At 35.5% G+C, this 16,845-nt stretch carries 13 protein-coding genes; 2 read left to right on the forward strand and 11 right to left on the reverse strand.

Annotated features, from left to right (window positions below; genetic code table 11):
- Nucleotides 1-216: 216 nt before the first annotated feature.
- The 3 genes from ACP6PM_RS05425 to ACP6PM_RS05435 all read right to left on the reverse strand — a co-directional run bounded on the left by ACP6PM_RS05425 (nucleotide 217) and on the right by ACP6PM_RS05435 (nucleotide 2,893).
- The gene (locus tag ACP6PM_RS05425; RefSeq protein ID WP_426582550.1) at nucleotides 217-1,182 is read right to left on the reverse strand and encodes an SPFH domain-containing protein; all 966 of its coding nucleotides are present in this window, start codon (nucleotides 1,180-1,182) and stop codon (nucleotides 217-219) included.
- Nucleotides 1,183-2,084: 902 nt separating this feature from the next.
- Entirely contained in the window at nucleotides 2,085-2,309 is a 225-nt protein-coding gene (locus ACP6PM_RS05430; protein ID WP_426582552.1) for an SPFH domain-containing protein, read from the reverse strand.
- Between the two features lie 119 nt (nucleotides 2,310-2,428).
- The gene (locus ACP6PM_RS05435) at nucleotides 2,429-2,893 is read right to left on the reverse strand and encodes an NfeD family protein (protein WP_426582554.1); all 465 of its coding nucleotides are present in this window, start codon (nucleotides 2,891-2,893) and stop codon (nucleotides 2,429-2,431) included.
- Nucleotides 2,894-3,470: 577 nt separating this feature from the next.
- Between ACP6PM_RS05435 and ACP6PM_RS05440 the strand changes: the two genes are divergently transcribed.
- Both ACP6PM_RS05440 and ACP6PM_RS05445 read left to right on the forward strand, forming a co-directional pair.
- Nucleotides 3,471-5,435: a PP2C family protein-serine/threonine phosphatase gene (locus tag ACP6PM_RS05440; RefSeq protein ID WP_426582556.1), complete on the forward strand. Its 1,965-nt coding sequence runs from the start codon at nucleotides 3,471-3,473 to the stop codon at nucleotides 5,433-5,435.
- Between the two features lie 638 nt (nucleotides 5,436-6,073).
- Nucleotides 6,074-6,298: a ferredoxin-thioredoxin reductase variable chain gene (locus tag ACP6PM_RS05445; RefSeq protein WP_426582689.1), complete on the forward strand. Its 225-nt coding sequence runs from the start codon at nucleotides 6,074-6,076 to the stop codon at nucleotides 6,296-6,298.
- 957 nt (nucleotides 6,299-7,255) lie between these two features.
- Here the strand turns inward: ACP6PM_RS05445 and ACP6PM_RS05450 are convergent.
- The 8 genes from ACP6PM_RS05450 to ACP6PM_RS05485 all read right to left on the reverse strand — a co-directional run bounded on the left by ACP6PM_RS05450 (nucleotide 7,256) and on the right by ACP6PM_RS05485 (nucleotide 16,209).
- A complete protein-coding gene (locus ACP6PM_RS05450; RefSeq protein WP_426582558.1) occupies nucleotides 7,256-7,489 on the reverse strand; it encodes a hypothetical protein in 234 nt (77 codons plus the stop codon).
- Nucleotides 7,490-7,698: 209 nt separating this feature from the next.
- Complete coding sequence (locus ACP6PM_RS05455) at nucleotides 7,699-8,427, reverse strand: YdcF family protein (RefSeq protein ID WP_426582560.1); 729 nt, start codon at nucleotides 8,425-8,427, stop codon at nucleotides 7,699-7,701.
- 591 nt (nucleotides 8,428-9,018) lie between these two features.
- Entirely contained in the window at nucleotides 9,019-9,363 is a 345-nt protein-coding gene (locus ACP6PM_RS05460) for a hypothetical protein (RefSeq protein ID WP_426582561.1), read from the reverse strand.
- A gap of 345 nt (nucleotides 9,364-9,708) precedes the next feature.
- Nucleotides 9,709-11,271, reverse strand: coding sequence for a helix-turn-helix domain-containing protein (locus tag ACP6PM_RS05465; protein ID WP_426582563.1), 1,563 nt, complete (start codon nucleotides 11,269-11,271; stop codon nucleotides 9,709-9,711).
- 65 nt (nucleotides 11,272-11,336) lie between these two features.
- Nucleotides 11,337-11,594: a hypothetical protein gene (locus ACP6PM_RS05470; protein WP_426582564.1), complete on the reverse strand. Its 258-nt coding sequence runs from the start codon at nucleotides 11,592-11,594 to the stop codon at nucleotides 11,337-11,339.
- Nucleotides 11,595-12,126: 532 nt separating this feature from the next.
- The gene (locus tag ACP6PM_RS05475) at nucleotides 12,127-12,639 is read right to left on the reverse strand and encodes a helix-turn-helix domain-containing protein (protein ID WP_426582566.1); all 513 of its coding nucleotides are present in this window, start codon (nucleotides 12,637-12,639) and stop codon (nucleotides 12,127-12,129) included.
- Between the two features lie 716 nt (nucleotides 12,640-13,355).
- A complete protein-coding gene (fdxB, locus tag ACP6PM_RS05480) occupies nucleotides 13,356-13,652 on the reverse strand; it encodes a ferredoxin III, nif-specific (protein WP_094673417.1) in 297 nt (98 codons plus the stop codon).
- Nucleotides 13,653-14,412: 760 nt separating this feature from the next.
- Nucleotides 14,413-16,209, reverse strand: coding sequence for a PAS domain-containing sensor histidine kinase (locus ACP6PM_RS05485; RefSeq protein ID WP_426582568.1), 1,797 nt, complete (start codon nucleotides 16,207-16,209; stop codon nucleotides 14,413-14,415).
- Nucleotides 16,210-16,845 lie beyond the last annotated feature (636 nt).

The following is a 16,845-nucleotide window of genomic DNA, read 5'->3' on the forward strand; positions in this document are numbered from 1 at the left end:
GGGAATTCTCAATTTTTAGTTAAACTTTGATCTTAACCTCAAAATTTTCCTAACTACTAACTGAATTTTTGCCATCTGCCACAATTACTGGAATTAGGGCGATTTTGCCGATTTACTCTAGATGTAGTGTAGCGCTATAGTTCTTTCTTACTACATCTAGTCTTTGAGGGAATTCTCAATTTTTAGTTAAACTTTGATCTTAACCTCAAAATTTTCCTAACTGCTAACTGAATTTTTGCCATCTGCCACAATAGAACGCATACCTTCTAAAGTTGCTGGAATATTCCGGGGGTCCATAAACATAACCTTACTACTTTCACTACTACCAATTTTTTGACCCATATCCAGATAATTTTGAGCTAATAAAAATTGGAGTGCTTCTTTTGCATTGGGGTCTTCATTGAGAGTTTTGGTAATAATTTCTAATGCTTCAGCAGTTGCTTGGGCTTTCAATACTTGAGATTGACGTTCAGCTTGAGCTTTAAGTACAATTGCCTTTTGTTGTGCTTCTGCTTCTAAAACAGTTGCTTTTTGACGAGCTTGAGCATCAAGAACTTGTGATTCTGCTTTACCCCTAGCAGAGTTAATAGCAGAATCTCTTTCCCCTTCTGAAGTTAAAATTGCTGCCCGTTTTTGCCGTTCCGCAGTCATTTGTAATTCCATAGAATCTTGTACTGCTTTGGAAGGGCTAATATCTCGTAATTCGACCCTGGTTACTTTTACTCCCCAAGGGTCAGTAGCAATGTCTAATTCTCTGAGTAATACTTCATTAATTTCTGTACGAGCTGTAAAGGTTTGGTCTAATTCTAATTTACCCATTTCTGCCCGAATTTGAGTTAGAACTAGATTCACCATTGCAGATTGGAGATTTTCTACTTTGTAGTAAGCTTTCTCCATATCCATAATTCGCCAATAAACTACAGCATCTACACTAATTGCTACGTTATCTCTAGTAATACATGGTTGGGGCGGAATATCTAATACTTTTTCCCGAATAGTTTCTTGATAAGAAATTCTATCCAAAAATGGGATAACAAATTTCAAACCAGCATCTAATTTTCTGCCATTATATCTACCTAAAGTTTCAACCAAAGCTTCATTTCCTTGATTAATAACTTTGACACTTCCGGCTAGACTTGAACCACCTAAAGCTAAAAATACGAGTAAAAAAAACTGTTCCATTTTTCATCTCCTAATTATTTAATGAGTTGTTATTTCAATTGATTTTTATGGGGAGAGTTTAACTGAAGAATTTAATGAATTTTAGAGCAGAATCTCTTTCCCCTTCTGAAGTTCAAATTGGTGTCTGTTTTTTCCCTTCCACAGTTACAGCAGTCGAAGGAAAGATTAGGACATTTATGAATCCTGAAACCCTTTAATAGCGTGCTATTCCCTATTCCCTATTCCCTATTCCCTAGCGCGTAGCGCTATATTTCAGTTATTAGTTAGCCTCCGGAGGAGGAACTGCGTTAACAGTTATTAGTTAGCCTCCTAGGTCGGAACTTCGTTAACAGTACCGACCGCTGAAAGAAAAGGCTTGAAATGCTAAAGTTTATTCTTTTCATCCCCTTAAAAGCGGCAAAAGGGGAGGCTTGATACCTTATTTTTTGGTCATTTTAATTCTACACATTTAATTCTATAGCAATCCTAAATAGGTCGTAACAAATCAAAAAGTAAATAAAAAAACTGAAACTCCCACCTGTTGCCTGTTGCCTGTTGCCTGTTGCCTGTTGCCTGTTCCCTAAAAAGCAGTAAGATTTTTGACACGAATAAAATAGGATTGCTATATACAGAAATTAGCAATGATTTATGAGACTCACTGTAGTTGCAAAACCCTTCATAGGGTTAAGTATTTCTGACATCTGAATTACTGATTGCTAGAGAATATTGTACTGGTTTGGAGGTGCTAATATATCCTAATTTTACCTTAGTTATTTTCTCCCCAAGAGTCAGTAGCCATGTCTAATTATATGAGCAATAACTCATTAATTTATGTGGGAGATTTAAAGGTTTGGTCTAATTCAAATTCACCTATTTATGCCATAATTTGAGTTGAAAATAGATTAAATATTGCAGATTTAATATTATCGACTTTGTAGTAAGCTTTTTCTATATCGATCATCCACCAATAAACTACAACATCTACAAGTAATTGCCAGATTGTCTCTAGTAATACATAGTTGAGGTGGAATATCTAATACTTTTTCCCGAATAGTTTCTCGAGAAGTAATTCTATCTACAAATGGGATAATGAATTTCAAACCTGCATCTAATTTTCTACCTTTATATCTACTTGATGTTTCAACCAAAGCTTCATTTTATTGAGGAATAAACCTAACACTTCTAGCTAAAATATAACCACCTAAAGCCAAAAATAATACCAAAAAAAATTGTTCCATTTTTCATCTCCTAATTATTTAATGAGTTGTTATTTCAATTGATTTTGGTTGGGGAGATAAGCAGAAGAATGTAATAAATTTTCTGGTAATACAAATAAAGTATTACCTTCTCGTCTAACGACAATAACCTTTTCTTGAGCAGCGATCGTACTATCTAGATCGTCACATTTAGCTCGCCAAGAATTACCTTCATAAAGTACCCTACCAGGCTGACCTGGTAATATTTCTGTTAAAGTTTCTGCTTCCTTGGCATCAGCAATAGTAGCTACTGTACGGTGGGGCAACAGACGACGGAAAGCAAAAATAGAAGCTACAGAAAAAATCATCCACAAGGCTACCTGTAGACTCAAACTAGGAATTAAGAGGGACACTCCTGCCACAACAAAGGCACTTAGTCCCATCATAAATTCAACAAAGGCCGTGGGTACAAGGAGTTCTAAAAAACAAAGAATTGCCCCAGCTAGTAACCAAAATATCGTTGGATTTAATAGCATGGATAAATAGAAGTAGTGAGGTTAAAGAAGGGGTCAGCACTCAGCACTCAGCAATTAGTAGGATGGAACTCCGTTCCGCTCCGCGTTTCATGTCGGCGAAGCGCCGAAACATTTTTTTTAGGTCCAGAAGGGGATTTCAAATCATCCGGCATATTTGCTGGGGATTTTAACCCAGAGCTGCTAAAAGCTGTTTCGCTACACAAGATGAAAAACGTAGTTACGACCCAGGAGGCTAGCTGAATACTAAAAGCTGATAGCTAGTTAAATTTATTAGTGATTTTTCCGTAAAATTACTGTAATTTGGTGACATCATTACCTAGAATCATACCTTGACAAATAATCAGGTATATGATTAGTTTATTGCGAAATTTATCAAGATAGCTTCTATCTCAACATATCTTTGCGTTTTGACGCTGAGAAAGTCTTCTGAAAACCTCCTAATTTATTTATCAACAGCTAAGAAAACAATTCCTTACAAAAATTCTCAGATTAATTTTCAAATAGTAGAACTTTTTACTTCATAAAAAGTAAATATTATGGCTTTTGACTTTTTAATTTTAACTTTTGACTTAATTTTATGATTACTTCTACCCCACTAATTTATTGTCCAAATATTAATTGTTCCGATCCGTCTAACTCCTGGGGTCGCCAAGAGTGTGAAGCTTGCCAAACCCACTTAATTTATCGCTATTTATGGGCAGTTGCTCCAGGGGTTGAGATTTCTGTAGGGGAATTATTGGGCGATCGCTACTATGTTGTAGCTCCACAAGTTTGGCTAGATACCAAGCCTGGTGAACCTCCATTTATGTATGAGGAGTTGCCAGATTATATTATGCCTTATCTACACTTATATCCCCAGAGGTTCCATACCCCAGAAGTATATGGTTTTTATCAATATGGAGAAGAAACTTATCCTACAGATATTCTGTTGCTAGATAACGTTCCTCTAGACTCTGAAGGTAAGTTGCTTCCTACTCTTGTGGAAGCTTGGCCCACAGCAACTCCTGTACGTCAGGTCTATTGGTTGTGGCAAATGATGCAGTTATGGAAACCTTTATCAGAACAGCGTGTAGCTTTTAGTTTATTTACAAATAATTTACGGGTGGAAGATTGGCGGTTACGACTTTTAGAGTTGGACGTAAAAACCCATAATACTAAACTTAGGGATTTTAAGATTTTTTGGTCAAATTTGATTCCTACTGCTCATCCTCATATTCAAGAACCATTGACAGAGATTTGTCAGATGATTAGTGATATTGGGGAATCCCTAGAGGCAATCGCTCCGAAATTAAACCAACTACTATTAGAGCAGGCAGCCCAATTACCATTAAGTTTCCAAATAATTGGGGCTACAGATACTGGACCTGTCCGTCTGCATAATGAAGATTGTTGTTATCCTACAGAACAAGATTTAGTAAGTAACCAGCTAGTACCCCATTTAGCAATGATTTGTGATGGAGTTGGTGGCCATGATGGGGGAGAGGTAGCCAGTCAACTAGCAGTACAGTCCATTAAAAGATTAGTTCAAAACCTATTGACAGAGGTAGAGCAACAACAGGAGTTAACATCCCCAGATTTGGTAAATAAACAACTGGAGGAAATTATTCGGGTAGTCAATAATATGATTGCCACGGAGAATGATGAACAAGGAAGAGAGTCTCGACAGCGCATGGGTACAACATTAGTTATGGCAGTACAGTTACCCCAACAGGTGAAACCTTCCCCAGAATCAAATCCAAATAATGCCCATGAGTTGTATGTAGCTAATGTGGGGGATAGTCGTGCCTATTGGTTAAGTAGAAATACCTGTAAGTTGTTGACTGTGGATGATAATGTTGCTTCTAGGGAGGTGCGTCTGGGTCATTGTCTGTATTGGCAGACATTACAACGTCGTGATGCGGGTGCTCTGACTCAGGCTCTGGGTACAAGGGATGGAGAGTTTATTCGTCCCACTATTCAAAGATTTTTGATTGAAGAAGAGGGTTTATTACTTTTATGTTCGGATGGTCTAAGTGATAATGATTGGGTTGAGAATTCTTGGGCTGAATATACTCCCAAGGTTTTCCGGGGTGAAATTTCTCTGAAGCAGGCAGTTGAATCTCTAATTGATTTGGCGAATGAGAAAAATGGTCATGATAATACTTCGGTAGTGCTTGTCCACTATCGTCTTTCTCCAGAACAGTTGATTTTATCGAATATTCCTACAGCACCACCTCCTATCAGGGAAGCTTTAATGCCAGAATTGTCTGAGGCTTCTAGAGAACTTCTTTATAGTAATGATGAAGAAGTACCGGAACCGGAACCTGAGCCTGAGCCTAAAGACAACCCTGAACCTGAGCCTCAAAGTGAACCTGTCCAAGATTTTTCGTGGTTAAAACCCTGGATGTTTATGGTGGGTTTGTTATTAATCTTGTTGGTAGGGGCAATTATAGCAGTATGGCGGAATTGGGAAAATTTTCAAACTCCTGGCAATTCTCCTGCACCTTGGCAGAGTCCTATGATACCTGAGCCTTCGGAACTTCCAGTTTCTCCTAATTCTTAATCTTGATTCGGAGGTTTGTAACGGTAGGTTTTATGCAAAAATAAGAAAATTGTGAAATAAGCGTGTAATTTCTTCTTGGAGTTGCATAAAGATTTGTATGAGAGGAATCAGGGTAAACGCATATTATTTTGAAGTTCTGACAGGGCAAGGGTGTCAGGCTTATGAGTATTTATACTTATTACTCCTCTAAAGCTTAACGGCAGAAGCTTCCAGAATTTAGATGCGTTTGCCCTGAGAGAGGAATAACTTAGTTAAAATTTACGTCAGAAAGCGTTATTATTCGCCATTTTCTCCAAGTCGTTAAGTGGTAAAATCTGTCAAGTCAAGAGAAACTGCTGAAATATAAGGAGTTAATATACGCACTTTGGTAAAGTAGGAACAAAGCAGGCACATAAATGCTATTAAAACATCAGCAGGACAAAGAGTATTGACTTAATCAAAGAATAATGATCTAATAGATGTTTAAGTATATTATACGCCAGTATAAATTTGGGAGATGCGGTTGGCTTGACCGTAAATGCCTGTGGACAGAGTACTGCCGACAGTTCTAGTAGAAGCAGGAAGTAAACATTAAAATGTCACTAATTGTGATGTTTTATATCAGTTTTATGAAGCAGGATAATACAAGGTTTTTTTATATGAAAGTAGGCGATCGAGTTCGCGTTAATACTTCTGTTATTGTTTATATTCATCCTGAACATAGAGGACAACCATTTGACCTTAAAGAGCAGGAAGGAGAAGTGATTGGTATTGTCAATGAATGGAAAGGCAGACCAGTTAGTGCTAATTTACCCATTCTTGTCCAATTTACAAAAAAACTTAAAGTTCATCTTAAGGAAGAGGAATTAGAAATAATCTCATAAATTAAGGTGAATATCAATGGGGTTTATGGGGCAGTGTCCCCATCCATTTATTTCTATATTTAATGGGTATAGCAGTCCTATTTTAGTTATACCAAATTGATAAATGTTGGCTACAAATATTTAGACTAAATATTTAGACTGTTTCTAGTAGTCAGTAGAAATAGCTTCAATATCATTTTATATCATGTCCGGTAGCATTGGTATTGTAAGCGCGAAGGTAAGGAAGAAGGCTTTAGTTATCTAGGAGAGAAGGAGGAAGACTTTAGTTATCTAGGAGAGAAGCTTTAAGAGAAGGAAAAACCTTAGCTTTTATACCGGACCATACCAACGGACATAATATTATAGAGTGAAAATTCTATTGTTCATCAAGGATAAATAGTCACGTCAAGGATTTGAGTTGACTTGATTATTTCTAACATTCTTTTTTCATGCTTGGTATTATCTAGAAAATTTATCAAAATTCAGCAATAAGACACAGGGAAAAAGTAAGCATTCAGCCGTCAGCTAACAGCTATCAGCTAGAAGGAGGAATTAGTCTCCAAGAAGAATAAAAAGTCCGACACGAAAAAGGTCATCAGCTAAACTTAGTAATACCATTTCTCTGTAACAATGCGCTTAATAATTCTTACCCAGACCTGAAATTTACTGATAGTTGTTATCTTTTATTAAGCGTAACTTCATGGAAAAATGGTATAAGTTATTATTTTTATGGATCTTTATGGCGCAGCATGACCCAGGAAAAGCGCTCGCTCTGACTGCTAATAGCTGAATGCTTACGGGAAAAAAGGTAATAGATTCAGATTTTTTACATATAATTTTGTAGTGCTATATAATATATAGGTTGATCAAAATAATTGAGTCTAAAACCCCCCACTTTTAAGGCGAAATGTTTTTGGAGGTTGGAGAGTTGCTCAAGATGCTTGTAACAAAAACAACTTCTAACTTTGTTAATTATGGTTATTTAGGATAAATTAGTTTTAAGAAAAAACCGAAAATATTGATATCACTCCGCATTTTTTGTAATTCTTTTTGATGTTGTTCTGCTACCGCATAATACCACTGACAATAATTTTTAAAGTCTTCTCTATATTTGACTTCTTGATAAAATTCCTGGGTAGTTTGATAAACTTGACAAATTTCAGTAATAGATGAATTTGTTTCTGGAAAAATGCCTCTTAATTCTGGCTGCATCTAAAGTAACTCCTATGATTGAGCTATGCAAATTGTAAGCATTCAGCTATTAGCTATCAGCTATCACTAACAAGACCCCGCTTTTGTAGTAAGGTTTAATTCTGGCTCAATTAATAAAACTTTTATCTAAAACCAAAAACAATAACTGTTAACGCAGTTCGTCAGCAGGAGGCTAGCTGAGGGCTGAATGCTTACTGCAAATGTTTTGATTATAACCAACCGCGCAGACGATAAACTATTATACCAATATATTCTTTTAAAGCTTTAGTAGAATTTTGTAAATTTGCAGCATCAGGAATAATATTTAACAGAATACCTTGCCAACTATCTATTTTTTCTTGTAAGTCTCTTTCAGTAACTAAAAAATCTGTTGGTGCTGGAATTACTGGTATTTTCTGCTTTTTGAATATTAAAATAGAACGTGGAGTATGCAGTGCTGAAGTTACTAACAATACAGAACCTTTTATTTCTTTTGTTTCTAAAATTTGTTTAACATTAACAGCATTTTGATAAGTATTCAGAGAGTCAGTATCTTGTAAAATTGCTGTTTTTGGTACTCCCATAGACTGTGCAATTTCTGCCATATCTCCAGACTCAGGATTTCCTCCATCTTTCCAATCAATTCTACCTCCACTTAATATAATAAAAGGTGCTTTACCTTGTTGATATAATCTCACTCCATGTAAAATCCTGTCCCCTGCTTCACTAAAATCTACCCAGGGGCGGGGGGAATTAGCTGGTTTAATCCCACCACCTAAAACAACTATTGCTTCTGCCGAAGGTAACTCTTTTGGCGGTAAATTTTGCCATTCTAGGGATTTAATAAGTCCTTGAGAAACCCAAGAATTACTAAAAGTAAGTATTACTATAAATGCCAAAAAAATTACTAATGCTGACCATTTGGGATACCACCATAACAACACAAAAGCTATCAGCATTAGGAAACAAGATAGTCCTAATGGATAGATAAATAAAGGGAGTAATTTAGAGAGAAACAAAAACATTGGTAGTTCGGAAATTAAATAAGACCTCACCCTTAAGGAGGAGTTGAAATTAATAATTATTATGATGTGCAAATAAGTAATTTTTGTTTGTAGTAGGGCTTTAGCCCTTTCTATCTTAGGGCTGAAGCCCTACTAGGATCTCTAATTATAACTATAGTGTTTTTATTTGAGATGTAAATCTAGATAATGGTTTTTTCTAATAAAAAAAGAGTGCCGATTGGGTATCCGTTTCCTTGTATTTTTCACTATTTAATGCTGTTTTCCCTTCTTTACTATTGCAAAAGTGGCAATTCCCTATTCCCTTTTTAATAGCACTCAGTTTTCATATTCCATTTAGAAACGCTATATTTAACCAAACACGATATTACCTATTTTTTTTTAGAAGAGGATTAACTCAAAGAAATTTTTTTCTTTAAACCTTAATTTTGTGATAAAAAGAGTTTTGATGGATAGCAAATATGAAAAGTAATTACCTCAAAATCAAAGTTACAAAAATCTAGCTATTGTCTTAAAGTTGAGAGACCATTAGTATTTTTTTCGAGATTTTGAGGATATTTGACTTTGCCTGAAAAACCAACTTAATACAGAAACACCACTACGTTCTCTAGGTGTTTTAGGCCATCTTTTAATTGGTGCAGTTGGTTTTGATGGTGTGGGAGAATCTACAGGTTCAGGATCTGCTTTTTCTGGGATTTCTGGTCTTGATTCTATTTTGGACCAAAACCCTAATAATCCAGCAGAAATTCCTCCAATTACACCAAATATAATACTTGATTTGATTGTATATTCTAGTAAGCTAAAACTAATACTGAAAAATAGAGTAGCTGCTAGTCCGGCAATTAAGCCTGTTGATATTGATGGTTTATCCATGCTTTGGCCAAGGCATTAAGTGATTGATGTTTGAAAAATTATATCAAGTCCGCTTAAATAGGCATATTAAATTCTAAATTCTGACTTCTGGCTTCCGTTAATTGTCAAATAAATGGCCTTCCTAGAAGAACTATACATAGTTGAAAAAATTGGAGATGAATGGGAGATTATTGAATTGATTCAAGTCAACAAAGTTATGGAAGTCTAATTTGAGCGAATATCACTATTTGTAAGCCACTACTAATTTTTTAAATTTCAGTAGAAGATAGGGAGCAACCGCACCTCGAAATTTTAATTATGCGGACTGCCCCCCTATTTAATTCAGTAATAGTGTTCAATTAATGGTTATCCTCCCAAACCCAAAACATTCTGTAATAGCATTTGGTCTTCACCTTTAAGTTGAAAGCGACCACTTTCAATATCTCTAATCCAGCTTTGGCTTTTTCCCAACATAGTTGCTAACTGTCTCTGACTTAACTGTTGATTTTTCCTAGCCATCATAATTTGTTCGCCACAGATAGTAGAAAGCTTTTTTGTTCTTTTGCGCTTATTAGTATAGCGTAGCTTCTGTTTTTCAAATTCTGCTAAATGTCGATCCCATTCCTGGGGGAGTTCAAACCATAGGATACGAGCGTTCATTAACATATTCCACTTACCCCTTGGACCGCGATCTGTTAATCTCTGATGCTTACTACCATCATCGATCCAAAAATCTAAAGCTGCATCACCGTCATCAGGTAAACCTGCCAATTTTGCCCACATTGGTTGAATTTCCAGGGGGTAAGTTACGGGGTCAAATTCAGGTTTGATCCCATAATGGCTGAGAACTTCCAGATCGCTCTCAAAAGTCTTTATTAGTCGTTTTCGATCTTCTCTAAAAGAAGATGCTTGTCTCACCTTTTGTTCCCCATAAGCAAGTCGCATTAAGGTAGGTACAGTCAAGCGTTGCTCCCTACCCATTTTTGTTTTGAACAATAACCATAACAACATTCTAGCAGTTCCTTCATGTTGCTGCCAGATACTCATCACAGTAGTTAATACAGACTTAGGTAAAATTCCATATTGATAAAATGCTGTGCGCTCTTTGCAAGCTTCCTTGTTGAGGAAATACTTAGCCCAGATACCAGCTCTAACTCTAAAAGTCAGACCAACAAGATGTTTGCATCCTGTGGAATCTTCAGAAAAGTGATGTTCAATTTTTAATATATGCCAAAGTTGACTTTCTGGCAATGAAAAGGAATTTATTCTACCTTGTTGAGGCCAGTCAATAGCAGTAGTAATTTGGCAAGGTTGTTGAGCAAGGTTTTTAATCAAACTCAGTTTAGTTGCTTTAGATAGGTCTTTGCGTTTTTCTAGCCCCAGGTATCTTTCTATTTGCTGATCGCTGATGACAAATTCTTGCTCCCATGGTTTGTCAATAACTGTTGCATGGGCGGCATAAATTAGGTGTATACAGGCTGCTCTGATATCCATTGCTGGTATATCTGTTACTTTTTTGACATCATCATTTAGAGTTTGGGATGTACACCCAAAATCTTTGATGCCAAAACTAATTGAACCCTGACCTTGCTTAATAGAACGCTGATAAATCAGTTGACCTTCTGTATCTACTGTCCAAGGTAGTGATTGTCTCTGCGCCAGAATGTTGCAAGCTTCCCAGACCACTATAGAAGAAGCAAAGGGACTGTGCTTGCCATCGGGGAATAAGTCAGAGCTTGTAGGTGTTCTTGTCTCAGCCTTATATCTACCTTTTTTGGGTAGGGTAGGAACAGGACTACTAATAGAACAGTGAACTACACACTGAGGCTCTTCGTGATACCCCTCACAGCTATTACACAGTTCGGGATTAATAGAATATTGTTCATTATCGACAACGATCGCACCTGTTGGGCACTGGGTTTGGGGCACACAGGTGATACATCCGATACAGTTTTCAGTCATTTTGTGAGTCATAACAAGCCGTTCTTAGAAACCTACAATAATCTACAAATATCTGTAAATATCTGTTCTATTCCTGTTTCATTCTGGCAGTGTCGGCACTCACCAGTCCACAAGCTGTCACGGTTGAACTGACCGCCATAGCTAGATTCGCTTCTAGCATTTAAGTCTCGCTTCACAATTTCAACTACAGTTATAGCAATTGAATACACGCTGCGATCAAAGTATAAACTCTTTAACAGTTGGACATTTAGAGCAAGTTTTTGAGCTGAGAAACCATTGGTGTGCAACAAACAGTTTGAACCATATAACTCATACTTGTACTCTAGCTGTCTACGAAACCAGCGTGTGAGCCAAACATTATTTTTTGCTGCTAATTGGGATGCAATTCAGTTTTGAAACCTAGTAAAATAGGACAGATAATTGGAGATTATACCAAATTATAGAAAACAGTTATAAGCCCCTGATTGCTGTATAACTAACTATCTAATGAGTTAAAATATCAAATCTTTTATCTAATGATTCAAGTATTTTCACTCAAGTCTAAATTGAGACTTTTAATAAACCTTAATATTTCATAAATGCTTTAGATTATATGTTCAGAATGAGCAAATTAATATTATTTTTATCTTTTAGTATGGAGTAATTAATAGGTTATTTAGCAAATAAGGATATTTATACATTTAACTTGCAATAGTTAGTAATTTCAAGGTTGATTTAACTACTAATTTTTAGTAAAAAAAACCCAGGGGAAATACTTAAATCATTATTAAAAGATATATTTATCGGCATTTCACCCCAGATATCAACTGCTAAATCTCCTAATTATTGAGATTGCTGGCTAACATTACTCTCAAGTTTCTTACTTGTATGATTGGCTCGATTCTCAAGTTGTACTCTACCTCTAGGAAGGCGAATATTTTTTTGTTTAAGAATTCTCCTAACTTGAGTACCACTAAGTTTAATTCCTGTTCGTTGAGTAAGATAATTTGCTAAACGTTCTCCACTCCAGTTGCTACATTCATAACCTAACTGGTTAGGAGATTTTTTTGTAACTTCTATCAATAACTGAATATATTCTTCTGTAGCTTTGCGAAAATTACCATGCTCTCGCCGATCTCGTAAACTATCTAGTTGATCTGGGTCTCCATGTACACACCAATAAGCAACTGTTCTATAAGAACAACCGATAAACCCAGAAATTTCTGAATAAGTTTTTCCGTCATTTAATAGGAGTAACATCAATACTCTTTCTCGGAAATGAGAGCAACCGCTCTCTCGCAAAGCTTTCTGCAATCTTTTCTTTTGCATTGAACTGAGAAAATCTTTTGCAGGCATAACAGCTACCTCAGTTTAACAACTTAATGCAACTTAGCTGCACAGTATCTATAATCCGCTTTTCAATACCCTTTATTTGCGAGTATAAGCTGCAACTCCAGACATAGGCAAAACCTTGCCTGTTGTAGTCTGCTATCCTATACTAAAAGCAAATTTAAATAGATTACCTGTGCTACTTAACTTGATGGTGATGAGTTCTTTCGGGCATTAAGAACCAGATTTAACTTAAGCTCCTATTTTTCACAACTAATCTGGCCAAAACAAGAGCAGAAATATGTGATGTTAGACAAGCTGAAATAATTTCTGCATCTTTTGGGTAGATAGTCAAGTCTTGGTCTTAGTAGAATGCTTGTAGATAGCTGAGAAGTAGATTAATGTTTCTTGATTTACATTTGCTTGCGCCTATCTGAACCTGATATGGTAATAGCGTTTTGTAGAGCAAGCTGTTTCAAGGCAATAGTTTTGGGTTGGCGTAGGTAGGGGCAATAACACCCCTACACTTTAATATCTGAACTCGCTTTTGTGCTGCAATTGTTAAAGTTCATAATTTTTGGGCGAGTCTTTGCTGCGATCGCTATTACAGAATTGCACAAATTACAATTTAAGAAAGTTAGGGAGTTCAGGTTTTGGGTAAGCAGTTTAACTAATTAATACACCTGAACCTAAGACTCCACAAACTTCTATATCAATGTTTCTGAGTTGATAGTCTTGCTAAGTTATGCATCTGCAGGAGCATGAGTGAAGCATTTCTTACCGCAAATGTTAGCGCAAGCTTCACATCCAATGCAATCATCTGCATTAGCAATAGTCATTACTTTTCTTAATACTTCATCATCATCATCATCATCATCCACAAACTCTCCATGCTCATTGAGTGGTCTAAGTTCTAGAACATTTCTATGACAAACTTTAAAACAACGACCACAACCTAGACATTTGTTCATGTCAATAGATTCGACATATTGAGGAGTCCAAGCTGTACCACCTTTAGTTAAAGCTGTTAATGTTGCCATCAGTTCTTCTCCTTGATTAGTAGATTAATTTTTTTGTTTTGTTGCATCTTTTTATATAATAGCTATTCACTCTTGCAAAAAAGTATTTTTTTATACTTTTTTCAGGTTTTTGTTAAATATTTATTAGGCCATTATTTACTGATTTATTTATTAGAAAAAATTTGCAATTATTTGTCAATAAAAACACCTATATATCTCCGAAAAATTGGAAAATTTTTGACAATATTTATAGTTTAATTTATGTATTTATAATACTTAAACTTTCGCTTTATTGAATTATTAATTTGCCAACTAAGTCAGATTTATATAAGAGTTGTTGGGAAATAAAAATTGAACAATGCTCAAAAGGTTACTCTATAAGGTTTTCAGGATTTTAGGACTGAAAAAAGGCTATAAACTTTGATTGATAAGGGTTTTAGCCATTTTTTTAGCTTAATTCCCAACAACTCTATAGTATAAGTTGGGTCGCCTTAAGCCCCAACTTGATTGAATGAAATAGCGGTCAGCAATCAACAGTCAGCACTCAGCAATTGCAAGGCGTATGATGGGAGATTTAAACCCGCTATCATCAACACTTACTCCATTGAAAATATAGTGGAGGACTTAAACCCTTGGATTTTAGCTGATATCTGTTTGCATTTGCGTAGCATCCCAGCACGGAAATGCCAAAACCTGATAGCTAGTTAAACTTAAATCTTGTAGCTTCTATAACTAATTCGATTGTTATAGTCCCTACGCTCCAATTTTTCGGGAACTGTCTTCAATTAGCCTTAATTGGAATTAATATTTCAAATAAAGTACCTCCATTTGGATTCGATCTACATTTCAGTTTTCCCTGATGTTTTTCGACAACAATTTGGTGAGAAATTGATAGTCCTAAACCTGTACCCTTACCCACTGCTTTTGTAGTAAAAAACGGGTCAAAAATTCTTTTTTGCACAGAGTCAGGAATACCACGCCCATTATCAGAAATAGAAATTTTCACACAATCCTGATTTACTTGTCTTTCTGACATTTGATGCATTTCCGTTTTGATAGTAATAATCCCTGGGATTTCTTGTTCTTCTAAAACATCTATTGCATTAGCAATAATATTCATAAATACTTGATTTAATTGACTTGCATAACACTCAACATTAGGCAAATTTCCGTATTCTTTAACAACAGTAGTTTCTGTTTGTTTTGCTGTAGTTTTTAAGCGATGTTGTAAAATCAATAAAGTGCTATCTATACCAGAGTGAATATCTACTTTTTTCATCTCCGATTCATCAAGACGAGAAAAGTTTCTTAGAGATAAAACTAGCTCTTTAATTCGATTCGCTCCAATATTCATTGAATCAACTATTTTTGGTAAATCTTCTATAAGAAAATCTACCTCACACTCTTCAGCAAAATCTTGAATTTCTGGCACAGAATCTGGATAGTTTTTTTGATAAAGTTGTAGTAAATGTAGTAAGTCTCTAATATAGTTATTTGTATGGAGAATATTACCGTAAATAAAGCTAATGGGATTATTAATTTCATGGGCAATACCAGCAACCATTTGACCTAAGCTAGACATTTTTTCTGCTTGTACTAATTGAGCTTGAGTATTTTGCAGTTCTTTTAAAGCTGTTTCTAATTGTAATGCTCTTTCTCGTTCACGTTTTTCTGATTGTTGGAGTGCAATTTCTCCTTGTTTTCGTTCTGTAATATCACGGACAATTGCTAACACTTCATCTGTACCACTTTTAACGTAACGAGCTTCATAATGATAGAGGCGATCGTCGATAAAAGTAGAATATTCTCCTGCTTGTACTTTACCAGTTTTGAGAGTAAGCTTTAAGTAGTGTCGAGTCCAAAGAGCTAAATCTTGGGGAAATATTTCTTCTAAAGTTTTTCCTAATACTGCCGATGCTTCGGGAGCATTTTCATCGTCTTTGTCTGGATAATAGTCGAGAAAAACTCCTCTTGAGTTAAGGCGTAACATTAAGTCAGGAATAGCATTTAGGAGGCTATGGTTGCGTTTTTTGCTTTCTTGTAGTGCTTCCTCTACTCGTTTACGTTCAGTGATATCAAATCTAATAGCTAAGTATTGATACGGTTTGCCGAGATCGTTTAAAAAAGGAACAATCGTAGTATTTACCCAATAATAACTACCATCCTTAGCTCTATTTTTAATTTCGCCTCTCCAAACTTGACCAGCACTAATAGTAGACCATAAATCTTTAAAAAATTCCTGGGGATGATATCCAGAGTTAAGGATGGAATGAGTTTTGCCAATTAATTCTTCTCTAGAATATTGAGAGATTTCATAAACTTTATCATTTACATACTGAATAATACCTCTATGGTCTGTAATAGCAACGATAGCTGCTTGATCTATGGCAAATTTGATGTCTGATAGTTCTTTGAGGGTTTTCCGCAGTATCCCTTCTAGTAAGCGACGTTCTGCCATTGCTCTACCATGGCTAGTCAGGTTTTGTGTATCGTGATTTTTTTCAATTAAGATCGCTACCATCTCCTTGAACTCATGATGGTTATCAGTAGATTGATTTAGAACTTGGTTAGCTTCCATAGTTTCTTGTTACTCCTTGTTGAATTTTGATCCACTGCTGAGAATTTTGGCTTCACTTTTAGGTTGAGAACTATTTGTAGCTTTGAGGATCTCAACTTGTAAATGGGAGGCCGATTGTTTGTTGTTTAGCAACTTAATTTTGGTAAATACCAGATAGTAGCTCAAACTTATGATAAGAGCATATAATTTTCCTACTTTTTAGTTTAGTTAAATTGATTACTTATTTCTAGAGGTTTCAGTAAACATTTATTTCTAATTGTATAAATTATTTTATATAAATATAAATATTTAATACGGTTATTCTTGATACTAAAGTTTCTTCAAAGGTTTTTTAGAAAGAGAAATGGGTGATTTTCAAAGATTTTCTTTATGTTGTACTCCTCTAATTATGATGTTGATTTTAATAGGAACTAAAAAGACTCTTCAAGAATCTCTAATTTATAGAGGTTTATTTCAAGTTTTTTGTAAAATTTATTACAGATAATTAAACATTTTTATGATATGAGAAACGGCTCAGTTAGAGCCAAAAACCTTAAATTACGTAGGTTGGGTTGGGAGATTCCGAACGCCAACATTTTCAGGGAGTTTGCTTGGGTTTCACACTGACACAGCTATATAGCAGTACGTTTTTTAGTG

Origin of the sequence: Dapis brunnea BLCC-M229 (assembly GCF_050015995.1) — a bacterium.
Lineage (GTDB): Bacteria > Cyanobacteriota > Cyanobacteriia > Cyanobacteriales > Microcoleaceae > Trichodesmium.